Here is a 19,897-nt window from a genome sequence, read left to right on the forward strand (position 1 = left end):
TTAGCATCATTGCGGGTTTTTTAATATCCGAATGATCTTTGACAACGCGGCGCAGCACCGCCTATTTTTGTGTTGTCGTAAATTTGGGTCATATAAAAGTTGTCCAAACTGCAGGGGGCGTCCGAGCACCATTCTCGCCAGCAGTTTGCTGTGTCTGTATCAAGTTCAGTCTCTTGGAAGTCCAATCCCCAACCGCCGACTGCCGACCGTGCAACGCGAGTGGCGGGTTCGCCTGCGCGTTCCGCAGGCGTTGGCGGCCTGTGTGAAACGGTATCCGAATCAAAGGACAGAGATGAAACCAGACAGGAGCTGTACCGGCAGCCGCCGTGGCCGTCACGGCCGGTTGGCCGGGCTAGGTGCATTGACCGTCATGACACTGGCGCTCGCGGCATGCGGCGGCGACGATTCGTCGTCCGTCGGTGCGTCGAGCCTCGCGCAGGCCACCGCCAGCCAGCAGGCGAGCGCGCAACAGGCGGCCGGGCAGACACCGGCCAACCAGCCGTACGTCGACCCGGTCGCGTATTCGATGAATGCGACCGACGGCCTCGCCCCCGGGCAGGTGTCCGAGAAAACCGCCGTCATGCATTACCAGTGGAAGAACGGCGGCACGACCGTCAATTACACGACGACCACCGGCCACCTGACCGCGCAAGACGCGAACGGCAATGCGGAAGCGTCGATGTCGTATGTCGCGTACACCGCGCCGAGCACGAACGGCAAGCCGCGCCCCGTCACGTTCGTCTATAACGGCGGCCCCGGCTCGTCGTCGATCTGGCTGCGGCTCGGCTCGTTCGCGCCGACCCGCGTGGCCACGCCCGATCCGCTGTTCGGCAGCAACTGGCCGAACTATCCGCTCGTCGACAACGCCGAGAGCCTGATCGACACCACCGACCTCGTGTTCATCGACCCGCCTGGCACCGGGCTGTCGGAAGCCGTGTTGCCGAACACCAACCAGAAGTACTGGGGCTCCGACGCGGACGTGAACATCATGCGCGACTTCATCCAGCGCTACCTGAACGTCAACAGCCGCGGCACGTCGCCGATCTACCTGTACGGCGAATCGTACGGCACGCCGCGTACCGACATGCTCGCGCTGGCGCTCGAATCGGCCGGCGTGCACTTGACGGGCATCGTGCTGCAGTCGGCGATCCTGAACTACTTCGCGGATGCGGTGGAAGCCGTCGCGATCACGCAGTCGACGGAGGGGCTGCTGCTCGAAACCGATACCGTGGCCGGCTACCTGCCGGGTTATGCGGCGGTCGCGGCGTACTTCAACCAGGTGTCGCCGGCACCGGTGAACGCCGATCTGTACGCACTGCAGACGGAACTGTTCACGACGCTGATCTACAACCAGCTGCAGAAGTATTCGCAGTCGTGGGTGTTGAGCCAGCTCGGCATTCCGGATGCGCTCGGCACGCCGGTGTTCCCGAGCGATGCGACGCTCAGGCTGTGGTCGATCCCGTCGAGCCTCACGCAACAGGCGCTGCGCGGCTACTTCAACGCGAATCCGTTCGGCACGAGCCTCTTGCCCGGGACGACGATCGGCCGGTATGACGGACGCGTGTCGTTGCCGAATTCCGATCCGCGCCTGCAGAACGACGGCGACCCGTCCGACATCCTGATTTCGCAGCCGTTCACGAACGCGCTCGCGACGCAGATGCCGGATTACCTCGGCTACACCGCACCGAACGCGACGTACCTGCCGCTGAACGACAACATCATCGGCGTCTGGGACTTCACGCACGACGGCCAGCCGATGCCCGACACGATCCCCGATCTGCTCGGTGCGCTGCAGCTCAACCCGAAGCTTCGCGTGCTCGCGGAGAATGGCTTCCACGATCTCGCGACGCCGTTCTTCAACACCGAGAAGCAACTCGCGCGGCTGCAGACGGTGAAGGGCCTGAATCCGAAGCTGCAGGTGAACTTCTTCCAGGGCGGCCACATGATCTACCTGGACGACGTCGCCCGTCCGCAGATGAAGCGGGACCTGAAGACGTTCTACAAGGGTGCGCGGATTCCGACGGCACTGACGCTGCACACGCTGCCGCCGCCGTGGCCGGATGAAAACCCGCCGAGCGTGCCGACCGGCAGCGTCCCGGGCGCGACCGCCGGGACGACGCTGGCGGCGGCCCCGTGAGCGAGCCTGAGCGACGGACTCCTTGTCAAAGGAACCCTCTATTCATCCATTGAATGCGAGTGATCATGTCCCTAATCAAAATGATGCGGCGTATGTCTCCGTTGATCGTCGTCGGTGCCGTGATGAGCAGTGCCTACGCGTTGCCGCCGCAGGCGGTGGCGCCGGTGAAGCTGCCGCACGGCGGGCGCGGTGTCGACGGTCCGTTCTTTCCCGCCACGAAAGCGGCGCCGGTGTTGCCGTCGACCGGCGCGACGCTGCAGCAGCAGGCGCAGCAGCGTGTCGATGCGCGGCTCGGCGCCAATACGGTGCTGAGCAACGGCGCGGCCGTGACGAAGGCGCAGGCGCAGAGCAGCGGTCTCGGCTTCGTGTCGAAGCACTTCGACGAGATCGACGCGAAGCACACCGGCCGCGTGACGATGAGCGATGTGCGGCAGTTCATCCAGCAGCGGCAGGTGCAGGCGCAGCAGGAACAGCAGGACGAGTGACGTAGCAGGCAGGGCGGCGGCTGGTGCGGACGCCTGCGCACCGGCCGCCGGACGATGAACGACAGCGTGAACGCCAGGCGCTAGAGCGCCTGGCGCGCATAGCGCTTCGCGGTGGCCGACGGCAGTTCGCCGAACATCGCGCGAAGAGCAGGCCGATCAGGTTGAGCCACGCCGTCATCCACCCGCATTTCTCCCGGTTCTATCAGATTCGGCAATGGAGTGAAAATCCCGAGGGATGCACCGGAACAGGGAGGGCGTGTCGGCCCGTTTCGTCGCCGGGAGGAATGGGAGCGTGACGGATGCGCAGCGGCGGCGGCGGTGTCGACGGGCGATCGCCGCATCGCCGCCACGCAAGCGGCCCCGGACGCACGCCGGAACCGGCGGCGGCCTATTCCGCTTGCGGCTTGCCGTGTCGCACTCCGAAGCGCGCGCGATAGTCGCGTGGCGATACGCCGACCTGCTTCGCGAACGCGCGCTGCAACGCGTCGACGCTGCCGAATCCCGACCGCTCGGCGATGCGTTCGAGCGGCCAGTCGGCCCGCTCCAGCAGCGCCTTCGCGCGCTCGACGCGTGCGGCCAGCACGAACTGCGCGGGCGATCGTCCGGTCTCCTTCAGAAAATTGCGCGCAAACGTGCGCTCGCTCATGTGCATCCGCGCGGCCAGCGCGGCAACGCCGAGATCGCCAGCCGGATCGTCGGCGATCTCGGCGAGCAGCGCGCGCATGCGCGGCGTCGCGTTGGCCAGCGCCCCGAGCCCGACGCTGAACTGTGCCTGTCCGCCGGGACGGTGCATGAACAGCACGAGTTCGCGTGCGACCGCGAGCGCGGTCGGCGCACCGCAATCCGCCTCGACGAGCGCGAGACACAGATCGATGCCGGCCGTCACGCCGGCCGACGTATGGAACGGCGGATCGCTGACGTAGATCGCGTCCGGTTCGATCCGCGCGTCGGGACGGAGCGCCTGCAGCATCGCGCACTGGTTCCAGTGCGTGGTCGCGCGCCGGCCGTCCAGCCATCCGCCCGCCGCCAGCACGAACGCGCCCGTGCAGATGCTCGCGATGCGCCGCGTGCCGGCGATCCGCGTGCGCAGCCACGGCAGCACGCCGGTTTCCGATGCGGCATGGCGTAGCGCCGCTTCATCGCCGCCGGCGACGATGAGCGTGTCGATCCGCTCGGGCAGCGCCGCGAGCGCGGCCGTGCCGGCGAGGCGCAGGCCCGCGTGCGTGACGATGTCGCCGCCGTGTTGCGACGCGAGCGTGAGCCGGTACGGCGCGGCATGGTCGGGAAGGTGACGGTTCGCGACCGCGAACACTTCCATCGGGCCCGTGATGTCGAGCGACTGGACGCCTTCGAAGCCGACGACGACGATGTCGCGTGCCGAACAGGTTGACTGGGACATGGCGGAAAGTGCGGTGGAGTTGTCCTTGTGACCGCGTGCATGATCCTTGTAATTTTCCGGACATGCAATCGACGGATGCGGGTGAACGATGCGGGGATGGAAGGCAGGCGGGGCGGTGCTGCTGGTGTGCGCGATGCTGGGCGCATGGGCCGCGGGGTGGCATGTGCCGGTGAAGGCGGAGGACGCACGGCCGGTCGCCCAGGCGCTGACGATCGGCGCGCCGAAGGCGGCCCGCGCGCGGCCGCTCGTGGCGATCGTCGCGGACAACGCCGGAACGGAGACGACCGATTTCATCGTGCCGTACGCAATGCTGAAGGCATCCGATGCGGCCGATGTCGTCGCCGTATCGGCCGATGAAGGCGAGGTCGAGCTGATGCCCGCGCTGCGCATGCTGGCCGATACGACGTTCGACCGGTTCGATGCCGCGACGCCCGCGGGGGCCGACGTGGTGATCGTGCCCGCGCTGCATCGCGCGGACAGCCCGGCGGTGCTGACATGGTTGCGCAAGCAGGCCGTTGCCGGTGCAACGATGGTGGCGATCTGCGAGGGTGCGGAAGTGCTCGCGAATGCGGGCCTGTTGCGGCACCGTACGGCGACGTCTCATTGGTATGTGCGCGACAGCCTGCGTCACCGCTTTGCCGATACGACGTGGATCGACGATCGCCGCTATGTGATGGACGGCAACGTCATGACGACGACCGGCGTATCGGCGTCGATTCCCGCTTCGCTGGCGTTGGTGAATACGCTGGCCGGGCCGGCAGCGGCGCGCGAGACGGCGCGGCGCGTCGGCGCACAGTCATGGAGCGACGTTCACGACGGCAGCCGGTTCGCGTTGACGGCGCGTGCGGTGGCGGTTGCGTTGACGAACCGCGTCGCGTTCTGGCGGCGCGAGACGTTCGATCTTCCGGTCGAAACCGGGTTCGACGAGCTACCGGTTGCGTTGACCGCCGACGCGTGGGCGCGGACCTGGCGCAGTGACGTCGTCGCGACGGCAGACGCGCGCGTGGTCGAGTCGAGGCACGGGCTGCGGTTGCTGGCGCAGCCGGCGAATGCGCGGCACGCGCGCATAGCGGTGCCGGCTGACCGGCGCGGGGAAGCGGTGCTGCCCGCTGTGCTCGGCGACATCGCGGCACGCTATGGCGATACGACGTCGGGCTGGGTCGCGCTGCAACTGGAGTATCCGAGGTAGCGACGCGTCGGGCGCGCCATGCTGGCATTGCGTGCCGCGCTTGCGACGGAATTCGCCGGCGCCGGGGCTGGCCCGGTCGAAGTTTGAGTGAGCGGCGGGTAAGCAACACGCCGCCGACCGTGAAAGTTACGCGGGGTCCGCCGCGAACAGCGCTTCCCAGCCGAGAAACGCGCCAAGCGGAATGATGTCCCAGTCGATCAGCCCGGCCTTCGCCAGCGGAAACTCGCGCAGCGCTTCGCGGGCGCTTTCTATCGACTCGCACTCCGCGATGATCGCGACGCCCGGGCGATCCTGACGGAAATAGATATCGCGGACGATCCCGCGCTTGAGCAGTTGCCACGCGTAGCGCACTTCGTCGAGCAGGTGCGGTTGATACGCGTCCGGGCTGGCACCGGGCAACGGGACGTCGAGGCACAGCAGTTTCATGTCGATCTCCTGGCGAATGGGGGGCTGCTTACGCGCTGGCCGCGAGCCGCGACGCCAGTTCGGCGACGCGCTGCCCGAGGTGCGCGGCGGTGTCGAGGTCGCTCGCGATCGGCGACAGTTCCGGCGACACGTCGTCGGACTGCGCCATCGCGCCGAGCCAGCCGCCGATCCGGTTGCGCTCGTTCGCCGCGGTGCCGGCGAACAGGTCGAGCCCGACCCAGATCATCCCGTGCTGCGCGGCGAACAGCGTCATCGTCATCAGCGAGTTCAGCTTGTCGCCGTGCTGCGCGCCGGAATTGGTAAAGCCGGCCGCGACCTTGTTGCGCCAGGTTTGCGGAATCCACGCGGGGCGCGTCGAGTCTTCCATGAATTTCTTGAGCCGCGAGCTGATCGAGCCGTTGTACGTCGGCGAGCCGAAGATGATCGCGTCGCTCGCGGCGAGCGTCTCCCACGGAATCGCGCCGTCGGCGACCGCGACGAGCCGCACTTCCGCGCCCGGCACGCGCCGCACGCCTTCCGCGACGGCTTGCGCCTGTCGCTCGGTGTGACCGTGACCGCTGTCGAAAACGATGGTGGCAAGCATGGACATTCCTTTGCAGTGCGTTGAACGATGGGCTGATTGTGGGCGGCGCGGGTCGCAACCGGAAGTTGAGTCCGGGTTGAGTCGCTCACAACTTCAGGTTGATAATCGGCGGCAAGCGAAGGTGTACCGTGCAACGTGTCGATCGAAGGAGGCTGCTTTGGATGTGTCACAACGCACGCGTGCGATCCTGTCGTTCGTGCATGCGGCCGACGGCGGCAGCTTCGCGGCGGCCGGGCGCATGCTCGGCATCACGTCGGCCGCCGTCAGCAAGAACGTCGCGGGCCTCGAGCAGGCGCTCGGCGTGCGGCTGATGAACCGCACCACACGCACGCTGAAGCTCACCGACGAAGGCAGCGTGTTCCTGCGCCAGGCACGCGTCGCACTGGACGCGCTTGATTCGGCGGTCGACAGCATCGTCGCGCAGCGGCTCGGGCCGCAAGGGCGCATACGCATCTCGACCAGCGCCGCATTCGGGCGCGAGCATCTGCAGCCGGTGCTGCCCGGGTTGCTGGCGCGTTACCCTGGCTTGTCGGTGGAGGCCGATTTCGACGACCGGATCGTCGACGTCGTGCGCGACGGCTACGACATCGTCATCCGCGGCGGCAACATCCACGATTCCGCGCTGGTATCGCGGCCGGTCTTTCGGATGAATACGGTGCTGGTTGCATCACCCGCTTATCTGGAGCGTCACGGCATTCCGCGAGCGCCGGACGATCTCGTTACGCACCGGCTGATCGCACGCCGGTTTCTCGGTGGTGAGGTCGCGACATGGAGCTTCAGGATGCGCGGCGGGAGCATCGTGGCGGTCGATCCGGGCGAGACGGCGCTGCTGACATTCTCCGCGCCGGAGGCCGTGCTGCAGGCCGCCTGTGACGGGCTGGGCATCGCGCAGGTCGGGGTGCACCTCGCGTGGGCGCATCTGCGCGCCGGCGCGCTGAAGGTGCTGCTGCACCGCCATCACTTGACCGGCAGCTACGAAATGGCGATGCAGTATCCGCATCGCGCATTGAAGGCGTCGCGCGTACAGGCGACGGTCGACTATCTGCTCGACGCGTTTGCCGCGAACGAGAGCCTGCATGTGCCGCTGAAGGCGCTGGATGCGTACGGCGTGTGAGGGCGGCGCGTTCCATGCGAGCGATCCGGCGTTCATCGCGCTGGTGGCGCGCTTGCGCGCAAGCAGCAGCGAGTTCGCGCAATGGTGGGATGCGCATGACGTGCACAGCGGCGTGTCGGGCCGGAAGGTGTTCGCGCATGCGCAACGGGGCGCGCAGCGCTATGAATACGCGACGTTCCAGGCGAACGACGATCCCGCGCTGAAGCTGGCGATTTACACGCCGGTGAGCGGGGATGAGGGGGACTGAAGGGGTTTCAATCACCGCCGCCATCCGGTGGCCACGCATCGAAGTATTTTCTTCGTGCGTGACCGCCGGGGGCGGAGCGTAACGGGGCGGTGTTTCCGGTCAGGCCGAAGCCGTGGCCGAGGCCGTACGTCGGGCGGACAAGCGATTCCACAGCATGCCGGAGCGATTGCCGCTGCGGCAGTACGCAAGCACGGGCTTCTGCAGCGTGTCGACCAGTGCACCGAAGGCATCGATTTCCGCATCACCGATGCCGTCGCGCTCGACCGGCAGGTAGCGTGCTTCGAGGCCCAGTTCGCGGGCCGCCGCGGCGATTTCGTCGAACGCCGGATGGGCGTCGCCTTCGCCGTCCGGCCGGTTGCAGATGACCGACCGGAAGCCGGCATTGCGGATCGCCTTCAGGTCGGCCGGCGTGATCTGCCGCGACGCGGAGAAGCCGTTCGCCGCCGTCGCGCGACACTGTTCGATCGCGTGGCGGAAGCAGGCGATCGCGAAGTCGACGTCCTGCTCCGTCGTAAAGCGGCCGAAGCTCACGCGCACGGTGCGGCCTGCCGTTTCCGCATCGAGGCCGATCGCGGTCAGCACGTGGGACGGTGCGCCGCTGGTCGAGTTGCATGCGGACGTCGACGACACCGCGAGCGCTTCGCCGAGCATGAACGGGAAGAAGCCCGGCGCGTTCACCGTCAGGCTCAGCGTGTGCGGGATGCGGCGCGCGGCGGCCGCGTTCTGTGTGACATCGCCGAGTGCGACCAGTGCGTCCGTCAGGCGCGCGCCGAGCGCGGCGATTCGAGCGGCTTCGCCGTCGAGCTTCTCGGCGGCCAGTTCGCATGCCACGCCCATGCCCACGATCTGATGCGTCGCGAGCGTGCCCGAACGCAAGCCGCGCTCATGCCCGCCGCCATGAATCTGAGGCGCGATTTGATCCGCGATATCGCGGCGCACGAACAGCGCGCCGATCCCCTTCGGGCCGTACACCTTGTGCGCGGACATCGACAGCATGTCGATGCCGAGCGCGCGCACGTCGATCGGCGTCTTGCCGAGCGCCTGGGCAGCGTCGACGTGGAGCAGCGCGCCCGCGTCATGCACGATGCGCGAGATTGCGCCAATATCGGTCAGCGTGCCGAGTTCGTTGTTCACGAGCATCAGCGACACGAGGCCCGTATCGGGGCCGATGGCGGCCGCGACCGCGTCGGCGGTGATTTCGCCGTCGCGCGTGGGCGTCAGGAACGTGACCGTCGAGCCGTGCTTCGACAGGTTCGCCATCGTGTCGAGAATGGCCTTGTGCTCGATGCGGCTCGTGATCAGGTGACGCTTGCCGGTCGCGTTTTCCGCATAGCCCTTCAGCGCGAGGTTGTTCGATTCGGTGGCGCCCGAGGTCCAGACGATCTCGTCGGCGTCCGCGCCGATCAGCGCGGCGACTTGCGCGCGGGCCTGCTCGACCTTCTCTTTCGCGCGCAGGCCGGCGGCATGCGAGCTCGATGCCGGGTTGCCGAAGATGCCGTCGAAGCCGAGGCAGGCCGTCATCGCTTCGATCACGCGCCGATCGGCGGGCGTCGTGGCGGCGTAGTCGAGGTAGTGCAGCGGGGTGGTGTCGCTCATGTCCTTCTCATGCTCTTTCTTTCGGAATGGAAGAAATGATACGGGGGACAGAAGGGAAAAAGGATCCAAAGTTGGCTGATGATTCCGCTTGATATGGAATAACGTTTTATTTGATTGTGGATTGGGGGAATTTATTTTTCTGGTGGCGGGCGAGGGCGATTTGCGTGTCCGCTGCCCATTTTGCGAGGGATGATCGAGATGCAGTATGAACTGACGACGTTGTCGTGTTTGCTGCTGGAGCAGGATGCCGTGTCCGCCGGCGCACACCGATGGGTATCGGATCCGCGGGCCGCGGGGCGTCTCCTCGGCGCATGGCGTTCGGAAATCGGCGAGTTGGGGCAGATCGTCGTGCTGCGAGGCTTCGACGAAATCGACGAACTGCAGCAGGAGCGTCGACGTGCGTTGATGAGCGGCGGGCCGTTCAATATCGACGGTGACCACGTGGGTCTCAGCATGGAAACCTACGAACTGTTTCCGTTCCTGCCCGCGATCGAACCGAAGACACTCGGCAGGTTCTACGAATTTCGCCGCTATTGGCTCAAGCCGGCCGGGATCGCGCCGACGATCGCTGCCTGGGAGCAGGCCGTCGGTCCGGCCGAGGCCTATACGTCGCATCTCGTCGCGAATATGTACGCGATCGACGGCCCGCCACGCATTGCCCATATCTGGGGGTTCTCGAGCCTGGAGGCGCGCATGGCATTGCGCGCGCGCCACTATGCCGAAGGGCTTTGGCCGCCGAAAGGCGGGCCGCAGCAGATCGAGCGGGCTACGTCGACGATTTGCCTGCCGGAGGCGTGGTCTCCGCTGGGTTGAATGTCCGGGGAAGCGTTGCAGATGTCGCGCTGCCCCGCACGATGCGACGGCAGGTGACGTATCGACGCCTCCGCAGCGGCGGTCTTGCCGCGTTCCTCCGCTGAACCGCGGCAAGCGCCGGGGCACACTCGACTGGCTGTACGCCGCGTTCATGCGGCGACCTGCCGATGCTTCGATGTCTATGAGGGATTCCCCCGGAACACGCGAACGAGCGCCGCTTCAACGCCGCCTTCGTTCGCGCCGCGCTTCTCCGTCGATGCTTCCCGCGCATCGCCCGCGATTATTTACGTTTCGCGAATGGCGCGTTCGCCGGTTTTATTTGAGTGCGGATCTTGGGACGTTTTTTATCGTCCGGCCCGACCGTACGCGTGCGAGCGGCGGTGCGGCCGGCCCGTTGCAGCCGGCTGCTAATGCCGGCAATGATCGGCCGCATCGAACCGGTTGTGCACGAGCACCTTGCCGATGACGCGGCCGGACTCCAGTGCCTCGTGAGCGTCGACGATTCTTTCCAGCGGAACCTTCATGCCGATTCTGGGTGAGTAGGCGCCTGCGGCCACGCAGGCAGCGACGTCCCTGACAGCCTGCTGCTTGGCGTCGTCGGGCACGTGATAGATATAGACGAAGCGCAGGACACAGCCATGCATCATCGCCCTCAATAGTGGAACGGACAGTTCGTCCGTTGCATGAGCCATCGCATAGGAACTGATGACGCCGCCGTGCGACACGCAGGCCAGGTCGACCTCGAGATTGGACTTCAGGTCGACATCGACGATACGGTCCACGCCGATGCCGCCGGTTGCGTCGAGAATGCCTGTTGCCGCGTCCGCCGCGTGCCGGTCGACGACCAGATCGGCGCCGTTCTCTTTGGCGACGGTCGCCTGTTCGGCATTCGTGACCGATGCCGCCACCCATGCGCCGGCCCATTTCGCCAGCAGGATGGCGGCGGTGCCGACGACACCCGCGCCACCGTGAACCAGCACACGTCGTCCCGTCAGGCTGCCGTCGGCGAACAGGCAGCGGTGCGCGGTCAACGCCGGGATGCCAAGGGAGGCGCCCACATCGAACGACGCATGGTCCGGCAGGCGTACCGCATGGCTCGACGGGACCACGACGTATTCCGCCGCCGTACCCGTGGCCCGGCCGTATTGCGCCTCGTAAAGCCAGACGCGTTCGCCGATGCGCGCTGGCGAGACGTGGATGCCGATGGCGTCGATGACGCCCGCGCCGTCCTGATGCGGAATGATGCGCGGGTAAGGCAGCGCGGACGAGAATCCGGTACGCGCTTTCACGTCGGTCGGATTCAGTCCCGACACGTGGATGCGGACGCGTACCTCGTGGGGCCCCGGTTCGGGCATCGGCCATTCACCGACGGTCAATACGTCCCGGGCTGCACCGAGACGTTCGTAGAAGGCTGCTTGCATCTGTCGCGCTCCAATCGTTTTCACCAAGGCGGCGGGCCATGTGGACCTGACCGCCGGACGGGAAAATTCTGGGTTGAAGGGATACGGATCGCAAGTAAGTACGAGTTTGATATATAGGGTAATTTTTTATACTATTGGCGCATGGAAAAGCCGAATACACACGGGTACCGATGCACGGTGGAGGCGACAGTCGATGTCATCGGCGGGAAGTGGAAGCCGTTGATCATTTACTACCTGCTCAGCGGTACGAAGCGATTTGGCGAGCTTCGCGCCGCCATCGGCGGCGTCACGCAGCGGTCGCTGACATTGCAGCTGCGAGAGCTTGAAGCGCACGGCGTCATTTCCCGGCAAGTATTCGCCGAGGTTCCGCCCCGTGTCGAATATTCGTTGACGGAAGTGGGCCGTACCCTCGCGCCCGTGCTCAACGCGATGAAAGACTGGGGCGACGGCTATGTTGCCCACTGCGAAACGCGATAGATGCATCCAGGCAGGGATCGGCCTGACGTGCAGGCCGGTGGTTTGCCGCGTCGCGACTGAACCGGGGCGCTGCGGCTCGGCTACGTGTCGCAGGCCGCGTTCAGCCGCGCGTTCAAGCGCGTGACGGGCATGCCGCCGGCGCCGGCCGGCCGGCCGGTCGTTCGGGATACGTAGAAACCGTCGCCTCCGTCATGTCGAGCGGAGCCGATGCATCCGCCGCGTTCATGCGGCGAACTGCCGATGCTTCGATGTCTATGAGGGATTCCCCCGTAACACGCGAACGAGCGCCACTTCGACGCCGCCTTCGTTCGCTCCGCGCTTCTCCGTCGATGCTTCCCGCGCACCCCCCGCGATTATTTGCGTTTCGCGAATGGCGCGTTCGCCGGTTGTTCCCTACCCGATTGGATGCCGTGCACCTATCGTGGTGACGTCGGCTGATTGAACCCAACGCGTCGCACCCGAACGCCAGCCGGCACTTCCTCGCGATTCGCGTCGCACACAAAAACCATCGGACCTGGCTCATGCGCAGGCGCTGCGGCGCGCGCAGGCGAACCTGTGTCCACGGAGACGGACATGAAAGCAAACGAGTGGGATACCTCATACGAGTGGAAGGCGGTCACGCTGCTGGCGCTCGGCTTCGGGCTGGTCGGCCTCGATCGCTGGCTGATCGCGCCGCTGTTCCCTTCGATCATGAAGGACCTCAACCTGAACGCGCAGGACGTCGGCAATTGCATCGGCGTGCTCGGCCTGTCATGGGGCATCTTCGCGGCGCTGATGGGCGGCATCTCCGACAAGATCGGCCGCCGCAAGGTGCTGATTCCGGCCATCATCGCGTTCTCGCTGCTGTCGGGCTTCTCGGGGCTCGCGGGCGGGCTGCTCGGGCTGATGGCGATTCGCGGCCTGATGGGCGTCGCGGAGGGCTCGTTCTGCCCGACGAGCTTCGCCGCGACGGCCGACGCATCGCATCCGCGGCGGCGCGGGCTGAACCTCGGCCTGCAGCAAAGCGGCTTCGCGCTGTTCGGGCTCGCGCTGTCGCCGATCATCGCGACGCAGCTGCTCGGCTTCGTGTCGTGGCGCTGGGTCTTTGCGCTCGTGGCCGTGCCTGGCCTGATCCTCGGCGCGATCATGTTCTTCGTGATCCGCGAGCCGAAGGTCACGAAGGCCGTCGCGTCGGAGCATGCGCCGGCGTCGCTCGGCCATGTGCTCAAGAGCCGCAACATCCTCGTGGCGATGGCCGCCTTGTGCTGCGCGATGACCGGCGTATTCGTGCTCGGCGCGCTGTTGCCGCTGTACCTGACCGACTACCTGGCGCTTGGCACGCAGAAGATGGGCCTCGTCGTGTCGGCGATCGGTTTCGGCGGTTTTCTCGGGCAATTCGGGTTGCCGGGGCTGTCCGACCTGGTCGGCCGCCGCCTCGCGAGCATCGTCGGCTTCGCGGGGACGGCCGTGATGCTTTACATTTTCCGTGGCCTCGGCCCGCAGCCGCTCGCACTGTTCGGGGTGCTGTTCGTCGCGTCGTTCTTCACGCTCGGGCTGGTGTCGCTGCTGTCCGGCCCGGTGGCGACGGAGGCCGCGCCCATCGGGCTCGTGTCGACGTCGATCGGCGTGGTGGTCGGGGTCGGCGAGATTTTCGGCGGCGGCATCGCGCCGGCGATGGGCGGCTACGTCGCCGCACACTTTGGCATCCAGAACATTCTGTGGCTGCCGATGTGTGCGGTCATGCTCGGCATCGTGGTCAGCCTGCTGCTGAAGGAAACCGCGCCGGCCGTGCTGCAGCGTCGCATGGCGGCCGTGCAACCGGAACTGGCGGCGGGCGAGCAATCGCGGTAAGGCAATACAGGGGCAGGGCGGCGCATGCACGGGCCGGCGTCATCGACGATTGACATCGATTGGGTGACAGAGTGACGCTTCCTGCATGACACAGCCCGCTATCCTCACGGGTAGACTGCCGGTTTCGCTGTCGAAAAAGGGCGCGGTATGGACCGGTTCCTGAGCATCGAGGCATTCGTCCGGGTGGCGGAGGCGAGCAGCTTCGCCGAGGCGGCGCGGCAGCTTGGCGTGACCAGCTCGGTCGTGACGAACCGCATCCAGCAGCTCGAGAAGTTCGTCAACGCGCCGCTGTTCCATCGCAGCACGCGCCACGTGCGCCTGTCCGACGTGGGCGAGGCGTTTTATCGCGAATGCGCGGACGTGGTAGGGCGCGTCAACGAGCTGACCGACCAGATGCGCGAGCTTCGCGCGACCCCGACCGGGCGGCTGCGCATCCAGATGCTGCCCGGTTTCGCGCTCGATCACTTCGGCGCGCCGCTGGTGGAGTTCAACCGGCGCTACCCGGGCATCCAGCTCGACGTCATCGTCAATGACCGTGTCGTGGACCCTGTCGAAGAAGGGTTCGACATCGCGTTCCAGATCTTTCCGCCGATCTCCGAGTCGTTGATCGAACGGCGGCTGTTCACCGTCAAGCGCCTCTTCTGCGCATCGCCAGCGTACCTCGACGCGCATGGTGCGCCACAACATCCGCGCGACCTGCTGCAGCACACCACCGCGCTCTATTCGGGTTATCCGTCGCGCAACCGCTGGACGATGACGCGCGGCGACGAGGTCGTCGAAATGGAGTTGCCGGGCATGATCCGCTCGAACTCCGTGCACCTGCTGCGCGAGTACGCGCTGTCCGGCGGCGGCGTCGTGTGCCTGCCGACGCTCGTGGCGAGCGAGGCGCTCGTCGCGGGCCGGCTGGTGCCGATCCTGACCGACTTTCAGCTCGCGCCGCTGAGCTTTGCCGCGGTCTATCCCGCAACGCAGCGACAGGCGTTGAAGGTGAAGGCGCTGGTCGAGTTTCTCGCGGAAACCATCGGCGACGAATCGCCGTGGGATCGTCCCCTTCTGGAGCGTGGCTGGGTGCGTTGAAGCGCGCGGATTATTCGCGAAACGCAAATGCCGTAGTCGCCGTCCCGTGCCTTGTTGCGGGTGGGCCTTGCCCCTAGAGTGGAATCCAACAAGCGGTTCAACTCAGGAGACAGAAATGACCGACACGGCATTCCACACCGTCTTTGGCTCGCTCAACGAATACCGGAAAGGCGAGATCGAAATCACGAGCGGCAGCGCTCAACACTACGCGTTCTCGAATGTCTTCGAGGTCGCATCGAAGTCGGCCCCTTATGAAAAGGTCGTCGCCGGCAAGAACCTCGAATACGTGATCGAAGTGCTGCGGACCGACGGCCAGTCGCCGTGGTTCGCGTGCACGCACGACGAGTTCGTGATCCAGATGGATGGCGAAGTCCGGATCGAATTCATCAAGCTCGATACGCCGCCGCAAGCGGGGCGCGGCACCGTGAATGCCGGCACGCAACCGGCCGGCCGCAAGATGGGCTACGTCGTATTGCGCCAGGGCCATCAGGCGCTGCTGCCGGCCGGCTGTGCATACCGCTTCACCGCCGGCAAGCCGGGCGTCGCACTCGTGCAGACCGTCCTGGGCGAGCTGTCCGTGGAGAAGTGGGCCGACATCTGCCTGCACTGATTCGTCCGACCGCATTCGACACTTCCAGGAGACACGTTATGGCCACCCTCGACACCCTCGATACTTCCGCAGGCTTCGCCGCCGATCTGGTGCAAGCCACCGAGGCCGACGCCGTTACCGGCTACCGCCGCTTCCAGCTCGGCGCATTCGAATTCCATCGCGACGAATATTTCGTGAAGATCAGCTGGCCCGCGAAAGGCCAGACCCGCACGCACGCGATGCCGGCGGACGCGTTCCTGCGCGCGATGATGCGCGACGTGGCATGGGGCTTCTTCTACGGCTGGGTGAACTTCGACCACGTGTTCGGCACGCGCAACCACTACGGCAAGGTGGACATGTATGCGGGCACCTTCAACGGCATCCTGAAGGACGCCGGCGTGGACTACACCGAGACCTTCGACACGCCCACGATCATGGCGACCTTCAAGGCGATGCTGCACGACTGGACGAACGAAGGCTTCGATCCGTTCGCGGCGCCCGAGGAAACCGGCACGGCGTTCGGACGCAAGCACGGCGAGAACGGCTCGGCGATCGAGCGCACGCGGATCGCGACGCGCCGCATGCCGGGCCTCGAAGGCGATTCGCCGCTGCGCGACGACCTGCCGGTCAACCGCGCGTTCCTCGACGTCGCGCAGGACGAACCGGAAGTGCACGTCGAGCCGGGCTTCGAAGGCGAGCTGCACGCGTTCAACCTGTTCAAGTACCTGTCGCGTTCGGACGTGACGTGGAATCCGTCGGTCACGTCGGTGTGCGGGCGCAGCCTGTTCTGCCCGACCACCGAGGAATTCATCCTGCCGGTGTTCCATGGCAACGACCGCGTCGAATGGTTCCTGCAACTGTCCGACGAAATCGTGTGGGACATCGGCGACAAGAACACCGGCGCGCCGCGCGCCCGCGTGACGATGCGCGCCGGCGACATCTGCGCGATGCCCGCCGACATCCGGCACCAGGGCTATTCCACGAAGCGGTCGATGCTGCTGGTCTGGGAAAACGCGACACCGAACCTGCCGCAGCGCTACGAGAGCGGCGAGCTCGCGCCGTATCCGATCGCGTTCTGAGCGGCGCGTCGGTTTCCGCTTGCGCTTCACGCCATCCACCGAGGACGATTCATGCAAACCCAACTCTTCATCGACGGGCGCTTCGTTGACGCCGTCGACCGCGGCACGATCGACGTGCTGAACCCGCACGACGGCTCCGTCATCACGAAGATCGCGGCCGCCACCGCGGCGGACGTCGACCTGGCCGTCGAAGCCGCGACGCGCGCGTTCCCCAGATGGTCGGCGCTGCCGGCCGCCGAACGGGGCCGGCTGCTGCTGCGCCTGGCTGATGCGATCGAAGCCAACGCGGAGGAGCTGGCGCAACTCGAATCGCTGGATACCGGCCACCCGATCCGCGATTCGCGTGCGCTCGACGTGCCGCGCACGGCTGCGTGCTTCCGCTACTTCGGCGGCATGGCCGACAAGCTGCAAGGCTCGGTGATTCCTGTCGAGACCGGCTTCCTGAACTACGTGCAGCGCGCGCCGATCGGTGTCGTCGGCCAGATCGTGCCGTGGAATTTTCCGCTGATGTTCACGAGCTGGAAGATGGGCCCGGCGCTCGCGGCCGGCAACACGGTGGTGCTCAAGCCTTCGGAAATCACTCCACTGTCGACGCTGCGGATCGTCGAGCTGATGGCCGAGGTCGGGTTTCCGGCGGGTGTCGTCAACATCGTGCCCGGCTATGGGCACACGGCCGGCCAGCGGCTCGCCGACCATCCGGGCGTCGGCAAGATCGCGTTCACGGGATCGACGGCCACCGGCCGGCGCATCGTCGAAGCGTCGCAGGGCAACCTGAAGCGCGTGCAGCTCGAACTGGGCGGCAAGGGCGCCAACATCGTGTTCGACGATGCCGATCTCGACGCGGCCATCAACGGCGCCGCGTGGGCGATCTTCCACAACCAGGGGCAGGCGTGCATCGCGGGCTCGCGTCTCGTGCTGCATGAGCGCATCGCGGATGCATTCCTCGAGCGCTTCGTGGCGCTCGCGTCGTCGATTCGGATCGGCAACCCGCTCGATGCGAACACCGAGATGGGGCCGCTGACGTCGAAGCAGCACCTCGATCGCGTGCTGGCGTTCGTCGATGTCGCGCGCGAGCAGGGCGGCCGTGTGCTCACCGGCGGCAGCGCGCCGCAGGACCCCGCGCTCGCCAACGGCTACTACGTGCGCCCGACGGTCATCGAGGCCAGGAGCGCGACCGACCGTATCGCACAGGAGGAAGTGTTCGGCCCGTTCGTCACGGTGCTGCGCTTCGGCAGCGACGACGAAGCACTGGCCATTGCGAACGCAACCGAATACGGGTTGGGCAGCGGCCTGTGGACGAAGGATCTGTCCCGCGCACACAAGATGGCGTCGCAGATCAACGCGGGCATGTGCTGGATCAACTGCTACAAGCGCGTCAATCCGGGCAGCCCGTTCGGCGGCGTCGGCCAGTCGGGCTACGGCCGCGAGATGGGCTTCGAAGCGATGCACGACTACACCGAGGCGCGGTCGGTGTGGGTCAACGTCGACGGCAACGTGCCGCCGCATTTCAAGCGCTGAGGTTCGCCATGGATCGCTTCGTCTATCAGGGCACCCCGTCCCGCGTGGTGTTCGAATGGGGCGCGCTCGACAGGCTTCCGGACGAGCTGTCGACGCTCGGCGCCCGCCGCGCGCTGATCCTGTCCACCCCCGAGCAGCGGCCGCTCGCCGAGCGCGTGGCGGCGATCCTGGGCGAGCGTGCGGCAGGCATCTGCGCGCAGGCGGTCATGCACGTGCCCATCGAGGTCGCACACGCGGCGCGCGAGATGGCCGGCGAACTGGACGCGGACTGCTGCGTCGCGATCGGCGGCGGGTCGACGATCGGGCTGGGCAAGGCGATCGCGCTCGAATCGGTGCTGCCGATCCTGGCCGTGCCGACGACGTACGCGGGATCGGAGATGACGCCGATCTTCGGGCTCACGGAAGGCCGGCTGAAGCGCACCGGGCGCGATGCGCGCGTGTTGCCGCGGACGGTGCTCTACGACCCGTCGCTGACGTTGTCGCTGCCGCCGGACATTTCCGCGGCGTCCGGCGTCAATGCGATGGCGCATGCCGTCGAGGCGCTGTATGCGGAAGACGCGAACCCGGTGATCAGCCTGATGGCGGAAGAATCGATCCGCGCGCTCGGCGAAGCGCTGCCCATCGTCGTGCGCGATCCGGCGAACCGCGACGCGCGCGGCCGCGCGTTGTACGGCGCGTGGCTCGCGGGAACCTGCCTGGGCGCGGTCGGCATGGCGCTGCATCACAAGCTGTGCCACACGCTCGGCGGCACCTTCAACATGCCGCACGCGCAGACGCATGCGGCGATGCTGCCGCATACCGCGCACTACAACCACGCTGCCGCGCCCGATGCGCTGCGCCGCGTGGCGCGCGCGCTGGGCGGGAGCGAAGCGGCCGAAGCCGGCCCACTGCTGTTCGCGCTGAACGCACGGCTCGGCATCGCGCCGGCGCTGGCCGATATCGGAATGCCGGAGGCCGGCCTCGACGAAGCGGCGGACCTCGCTTGCCGCAACCCGTATGCGAATCCGCGGCCGATCGAGCGTGAGGCGATTCGCGCGCTGCTTCAGCGCGCATGGGAAGGGCGTGCGCCGCAATGAGCGGCTGCATGCGCCAACGGAGACAACCATGAGCCTTGACCACCATGATCGTGACGCCACGCCGGCCGAGCCGGTTGTGGCCCGCTTCGACGGCATGCCGAGCCCGCGCTTGCGTGTGCCGATGCGGCGCCGCGTGCGGCATCTTCATCCAATCGTCCTCGATCGGAGCTGACCGTCATGGCAAGATTTTTTGCGGTGTTTGCGACGGACCAGCCGGGCATGCGCGACGTGCGCGATCGCGTGCGGCCGATTCACCGGACTTACCTGCGCTCGGCCGACCAGCACGGCGTGGTGGTGCGGCTCGGCGGCCCGACGCTGGACCCGCACGGCGACGCGATGAACGGCACGCTGCTCGTCGTGGAGGCGGACGACATTCAGGCGGTGATGCAGTTCATCGGTAACGACCCGTACGTGAAGGAAGGGTTGTTCTCGCACGTGGAAGTGCGGCCGTGGGACTGGAGCCTCGGCAACCCCGAGCAGAGAGTGTGAATCATGGACGCACGACAACTCTGCCGCGTTTCCGATGTGCCAGACGGCGGCGCTCGGGTCGTCGACGAAGCATGCATCGCGCGCCCCGTGATCGTCGTGAGACGCGGCGAGCAGGTGTGGGCTTATGTGAATCGTTGCCCGCACTTTTCGGTGCCGCTCGATTTCGTGCCGGGAAGCGTTTCCTGCTATCGGTCGCAGGTATTGATGTGCGCCCATCACAGCGCGCTGTTCCGGTTCGACGATGGCGTGTGTATCGACGGGCCTTGCTCGGGCTCGGCGCTGGAGGCCGTCGCGGTCGAGGTGGATGCCGCCGAGTGGGTCGTCTGTCGAGGCATTTGATTCCGGTGTTTTG

Annotated in this window: 21 protein-coding genes; 16 read left to right on the forward strand and 5 right to left on the reverse strand. The window is 66.5% G+C overall.

Annotation, left to right across the window (positions count from 1 at the left end; all coding sequences use genetic code 11):
• The first annotated feature begins 292 nt into the window (after positions 1-292).
• Together LGM56_RS14760 and LGM56_RS14765 are read left to right on the forward strand one after the other, a co-directional pair.
• Positions 293-2,137: a S10 family serine carboxypeptidase-like protein gene (locus tag LGM56_RS14760; RefSeq protein ID WP_089497797.1), complete on the forward strand. Its 1,845-nt coding sequence runs from the start codon at positions 293-295 to the stop codon at positions 2,135-2,137.
• 92 nt (positions 2,138-2,229) lie between these two features.
• The gene (locus LGM56_RS14765; RefSeq protein ID WP_226205357.1) at positions 2,230-2,622 is read left to right on the forward strand and encodes a 2-oxoglutarate dehydrogenase; all 393 of its coding nucleotides are present in this window, start codon (positions 2,230-2,232) and stop codon (positions 2,620-2,622) included.
• A gap of 388 nt (positions 2,623-3,010) precedes the next feature.
• On the opposite strand, the gene LGM56_RS14770 is transcribed toward LGM56_RS14765, so the two are convergent.
• Positions 3,011-4,021 (reverse strand): GlxA family transcriptional regulator, encoded by a 1,011-nt coding sequence (locus tag LGM56_RS14770; RefSeq protein ID WP_226205358.1) that lies wholly within the window; start codon positions 4,019-4,021, stop codon positions 3,011-3,013.
• An 88-nt stretch (positions 4,022-4,109) separates the two neighbouring features.
• On the opposite strand from LGM56_RS14770, the gene LGM56_RS14775 reads away from it, so the two are divergent.
• Complete coding sequence (locus LGM56_RS14775; RefSeq protein ID WP_226205359.1) at positions 4,110-5,210, forward strand: DJ-1/PfpI family protein; 1,101 nt, start codon at positions 4,110-4,112, stop codon at positions 5,208-5,210.
• Between the two features lie 126 nt (positions 5,211-5,336).
• Here the strand turns inward: LGM56_RS14775 and LGM56_RS14780 are convergent, their stop codons facing one another.
• Together LGM56_RS14780 and LGM56_RS14785 are read right to left on the reverse strand one after the other, a co-directional pair.
• Positions 5,337-5,636, reverse strand: coding sequence for a superoxide dismutase (locus tag LGM56_RS14780; protein ID WP_089497789.1), 300 nt, complete (start codon positions 5,634-5,636; stop codon positions 5,337-5,339).
• A 28-nt stretch (positions 5,637-5,664) separates the two neighbouring features.
• Positions 5,665-6,219, reverse strand: a complete 555-nt coding sequence (locus LGM56_RS14785) for a flavodoxin family protein (protein ID WP_226205360.1) — start codon at positions 6,217-6,219, stop codon at positions 5,665-5,667.
• Between the two features lie 157 nt (positions 6,220-6,376).
• Here LGM56_RS14785 and LGM56_RS14790 point away from each other — a divergent pair, with 157 nt between their 5' ends.
• Entirely contained in the window at positions 6,377-7,333 is a 957-nt protein-coding gene (locus LGM56_RS14790; RefSeq protein ID WP_226205361.1) for a LysR family transcriptional regulator, read from the forward strand.
• Positions 7,317-7,580 (forward strand): hypothetical protein, encoded by a 264-nt coding sequence (locus tag LGM56_RS14795; protein WP_226205362.1) that lies wholly within the window; start codon positions 7,317-7,319, stop codon positions 7,578-7,580. Before LGM56_RS14790 ends, LGM56_RS14795 begins: the two co-directional genes overlap by 17 nt.
• Positions 7,581-7,679: 99 nt before the next feature.
• Here the strand turns inward: LGM56_RS14795 and LGM56_RS14800 are convergent, their stop codons facing one another.
• On the reverse strand, positions 7,680-9,176 hold the full coding sequence (locus tag LGM56_RS14800) for an aminotransferase class V-fold PLP-dependent enzyme (RefSeq protein ID WP_226205363.1): 1,497 nt from the start codon (positions 9,174-9,176) through the stop codon (positions 7,680-7,682).
• Positions 9,177-9,365: 189 nt separating this feature from the next.
• On the opposite strand from LGM56_RS14800, the gene LGM56_RS14805 reads away from it, so the two are divergent.
• The gene (locus LGM56_RS14805) at positions 9,366-9,989 is read left to right on the forward strand and encodes an NIPSNAP family protein (protein WP_226205364.1); all 624 of its coding nucleotides are present in this window, start codon (positions 9,366-9,368) and stop codon (positions 9,987-9,989) included.
• Between the two features lie 407 nt (positions 9,990-10,396).
• Here LGM56_RS14805 and LGM56_RS14810 read toward each other — a convergent pair whose 3' ends face one another.
• The gene (locus LGM56_RS14810) at positions 10,397-11,410 is read right to left on the reverse strand and encodes an NADPH:quinone reductase (protein ID WP_226205365.1); all 1,014 of its coding nucleotides are present in this window, start codon (positions 11,408-11,410) and stop codon (positions 10,397-10,399) included.
• 141 nt (positions 11,411-11,551) lie between these two features.
• Here LGM56_RS14810 and LGM56_RS14815 point away from each other — a divergent pair, with 141 nt between their 5' ends.
• From LGM56_RS14815 to LGM56_RS14860, 10 genes are all read left to right on the forward strand, one after another.
• Positions 11,552-11,887: a winged helix-turn-helix transcriptional regulator gene (locus LGM56_RS14815; RefSeq protein WP_089497784.1), complete on the forward strand. Its 336-nt coding sequence runs from the start codon at positions 11,552-11,554 to the stop codon at positions 11,885-11,887.
• Positions 11,888-12,460: 573 nt separating this feature from the next.
• A complete protein-coding gene (locus tag LGM56_RS14820) occupies positions 12,461-13,717 on the forward strand; it encodes an MFS transporter (RefSeq protein ID WP_089428389.1) in 1,257 nt (418 codons plus the stop codon).
• Positions 13,718-13,864: 147 nt separating this feature from the next.
• The gene (locus tag LGM56_RS14825; protein ID WP_226205366.1) at positions 13,865-14,794 is read left to right on the forward strand and encodes a LysR family transcriptional regulator; all 930 of its coding nucleotides are present in this window, start codon (positions 13,865-13,867) and stop codon (positions 14,792-14,794) included.
• A gap of 115 nt (positions 14,795-14,909) precedes the next feature.
• Entirely contained in the window at positions 14,910-15,404 is a 495-nt protein-coding gene (locus LGM56_RS14830; protein WP_226205367.1) for a hydroxyquinol 1,2-dioxygenase, read from the forward strand.
• Between the two features lie 38 nt (positions 15,405-15,442).
• Positions 15,443-16,462, forward strand: coding sequence for a hydroxyquinol 1,2-dioxygenase (locus LGM56_RS14835; RefSeq protein ID WP_226205369.1), 1,020 nt, complete (start codon positions 15,443-15,445; stop codon positions 16,460-16,462).
• 51 nt (positions 16,463-16,513) lie between these two features.
• Positions 16,514-17,980, forward strand: a complete 1,467-nt coding sequence (locus LGM56_RS14840) for an aldehyde dehydrogenase family protein (protein ID WP_226205370.1) — start codon at positions 16,514-16,516, stop codon at positions 17,978-17,980.
• A gap of 8 nt (positions 17,981-17,988) precedes the next feature.
• Positions 17,989-19,056, forward strand: coding sequence for a maleylacetate reductase (locus tag LGM56_RS14845; RefSeq protein ID WP_226205371.1), 1,068 nt, complete (start codon positions 17,989-17,991; stop codon positions 19,054-19,056).
• 28 nt (positions 19,057-19,084) lie between these two features.
• Positions 19,085-19,228 carry a hypothetical protein gene (locus LGM56_RS14850; protein WP_226205372.1) on the forward strand — a complete coding sequence of 48 codons (144 nt, stop codon included), beginning with the start codon at positions 19,085-19,087 and terminating at the stop codon, positions 19,226-19,228.
• Positions 19,229-19,233: 5 nt separating this feature from the next.
• Positions 19,234-19,545, forward strand: coding sequence for a YciI family protein (locus LGM56_RS14855; protein WP_046549162.1), 312 nt, complete (start codon positions 19,234-19,236; stop codon positions 19,543-19,545).
• 3 nt (positions 19,546-19,548) lie between these two features.
• Complete coding sequence (locus LGM56_RS14860; RefSeq protein WP_226205373.1) at positions 19,549-19,884, forward strand: Rieske (2Fe-2S) protein; 336 nt, start codon at positions 19,549-19,551, stop codon at positions 19,882-19,884.
• The last annotated feature ends 13 nt before the right edge of the window (positions 19,885-19,897 follow it).

Origin of the sequence: Burkholderia sp. AU38729, from assembly GCF_020419725.1 — a bacterium.
GTDB lineage: Bacteria > Pseudomonadota > Gammaproteobacteria > Burkholderiales > Burkholderiaceae > Burkholderia.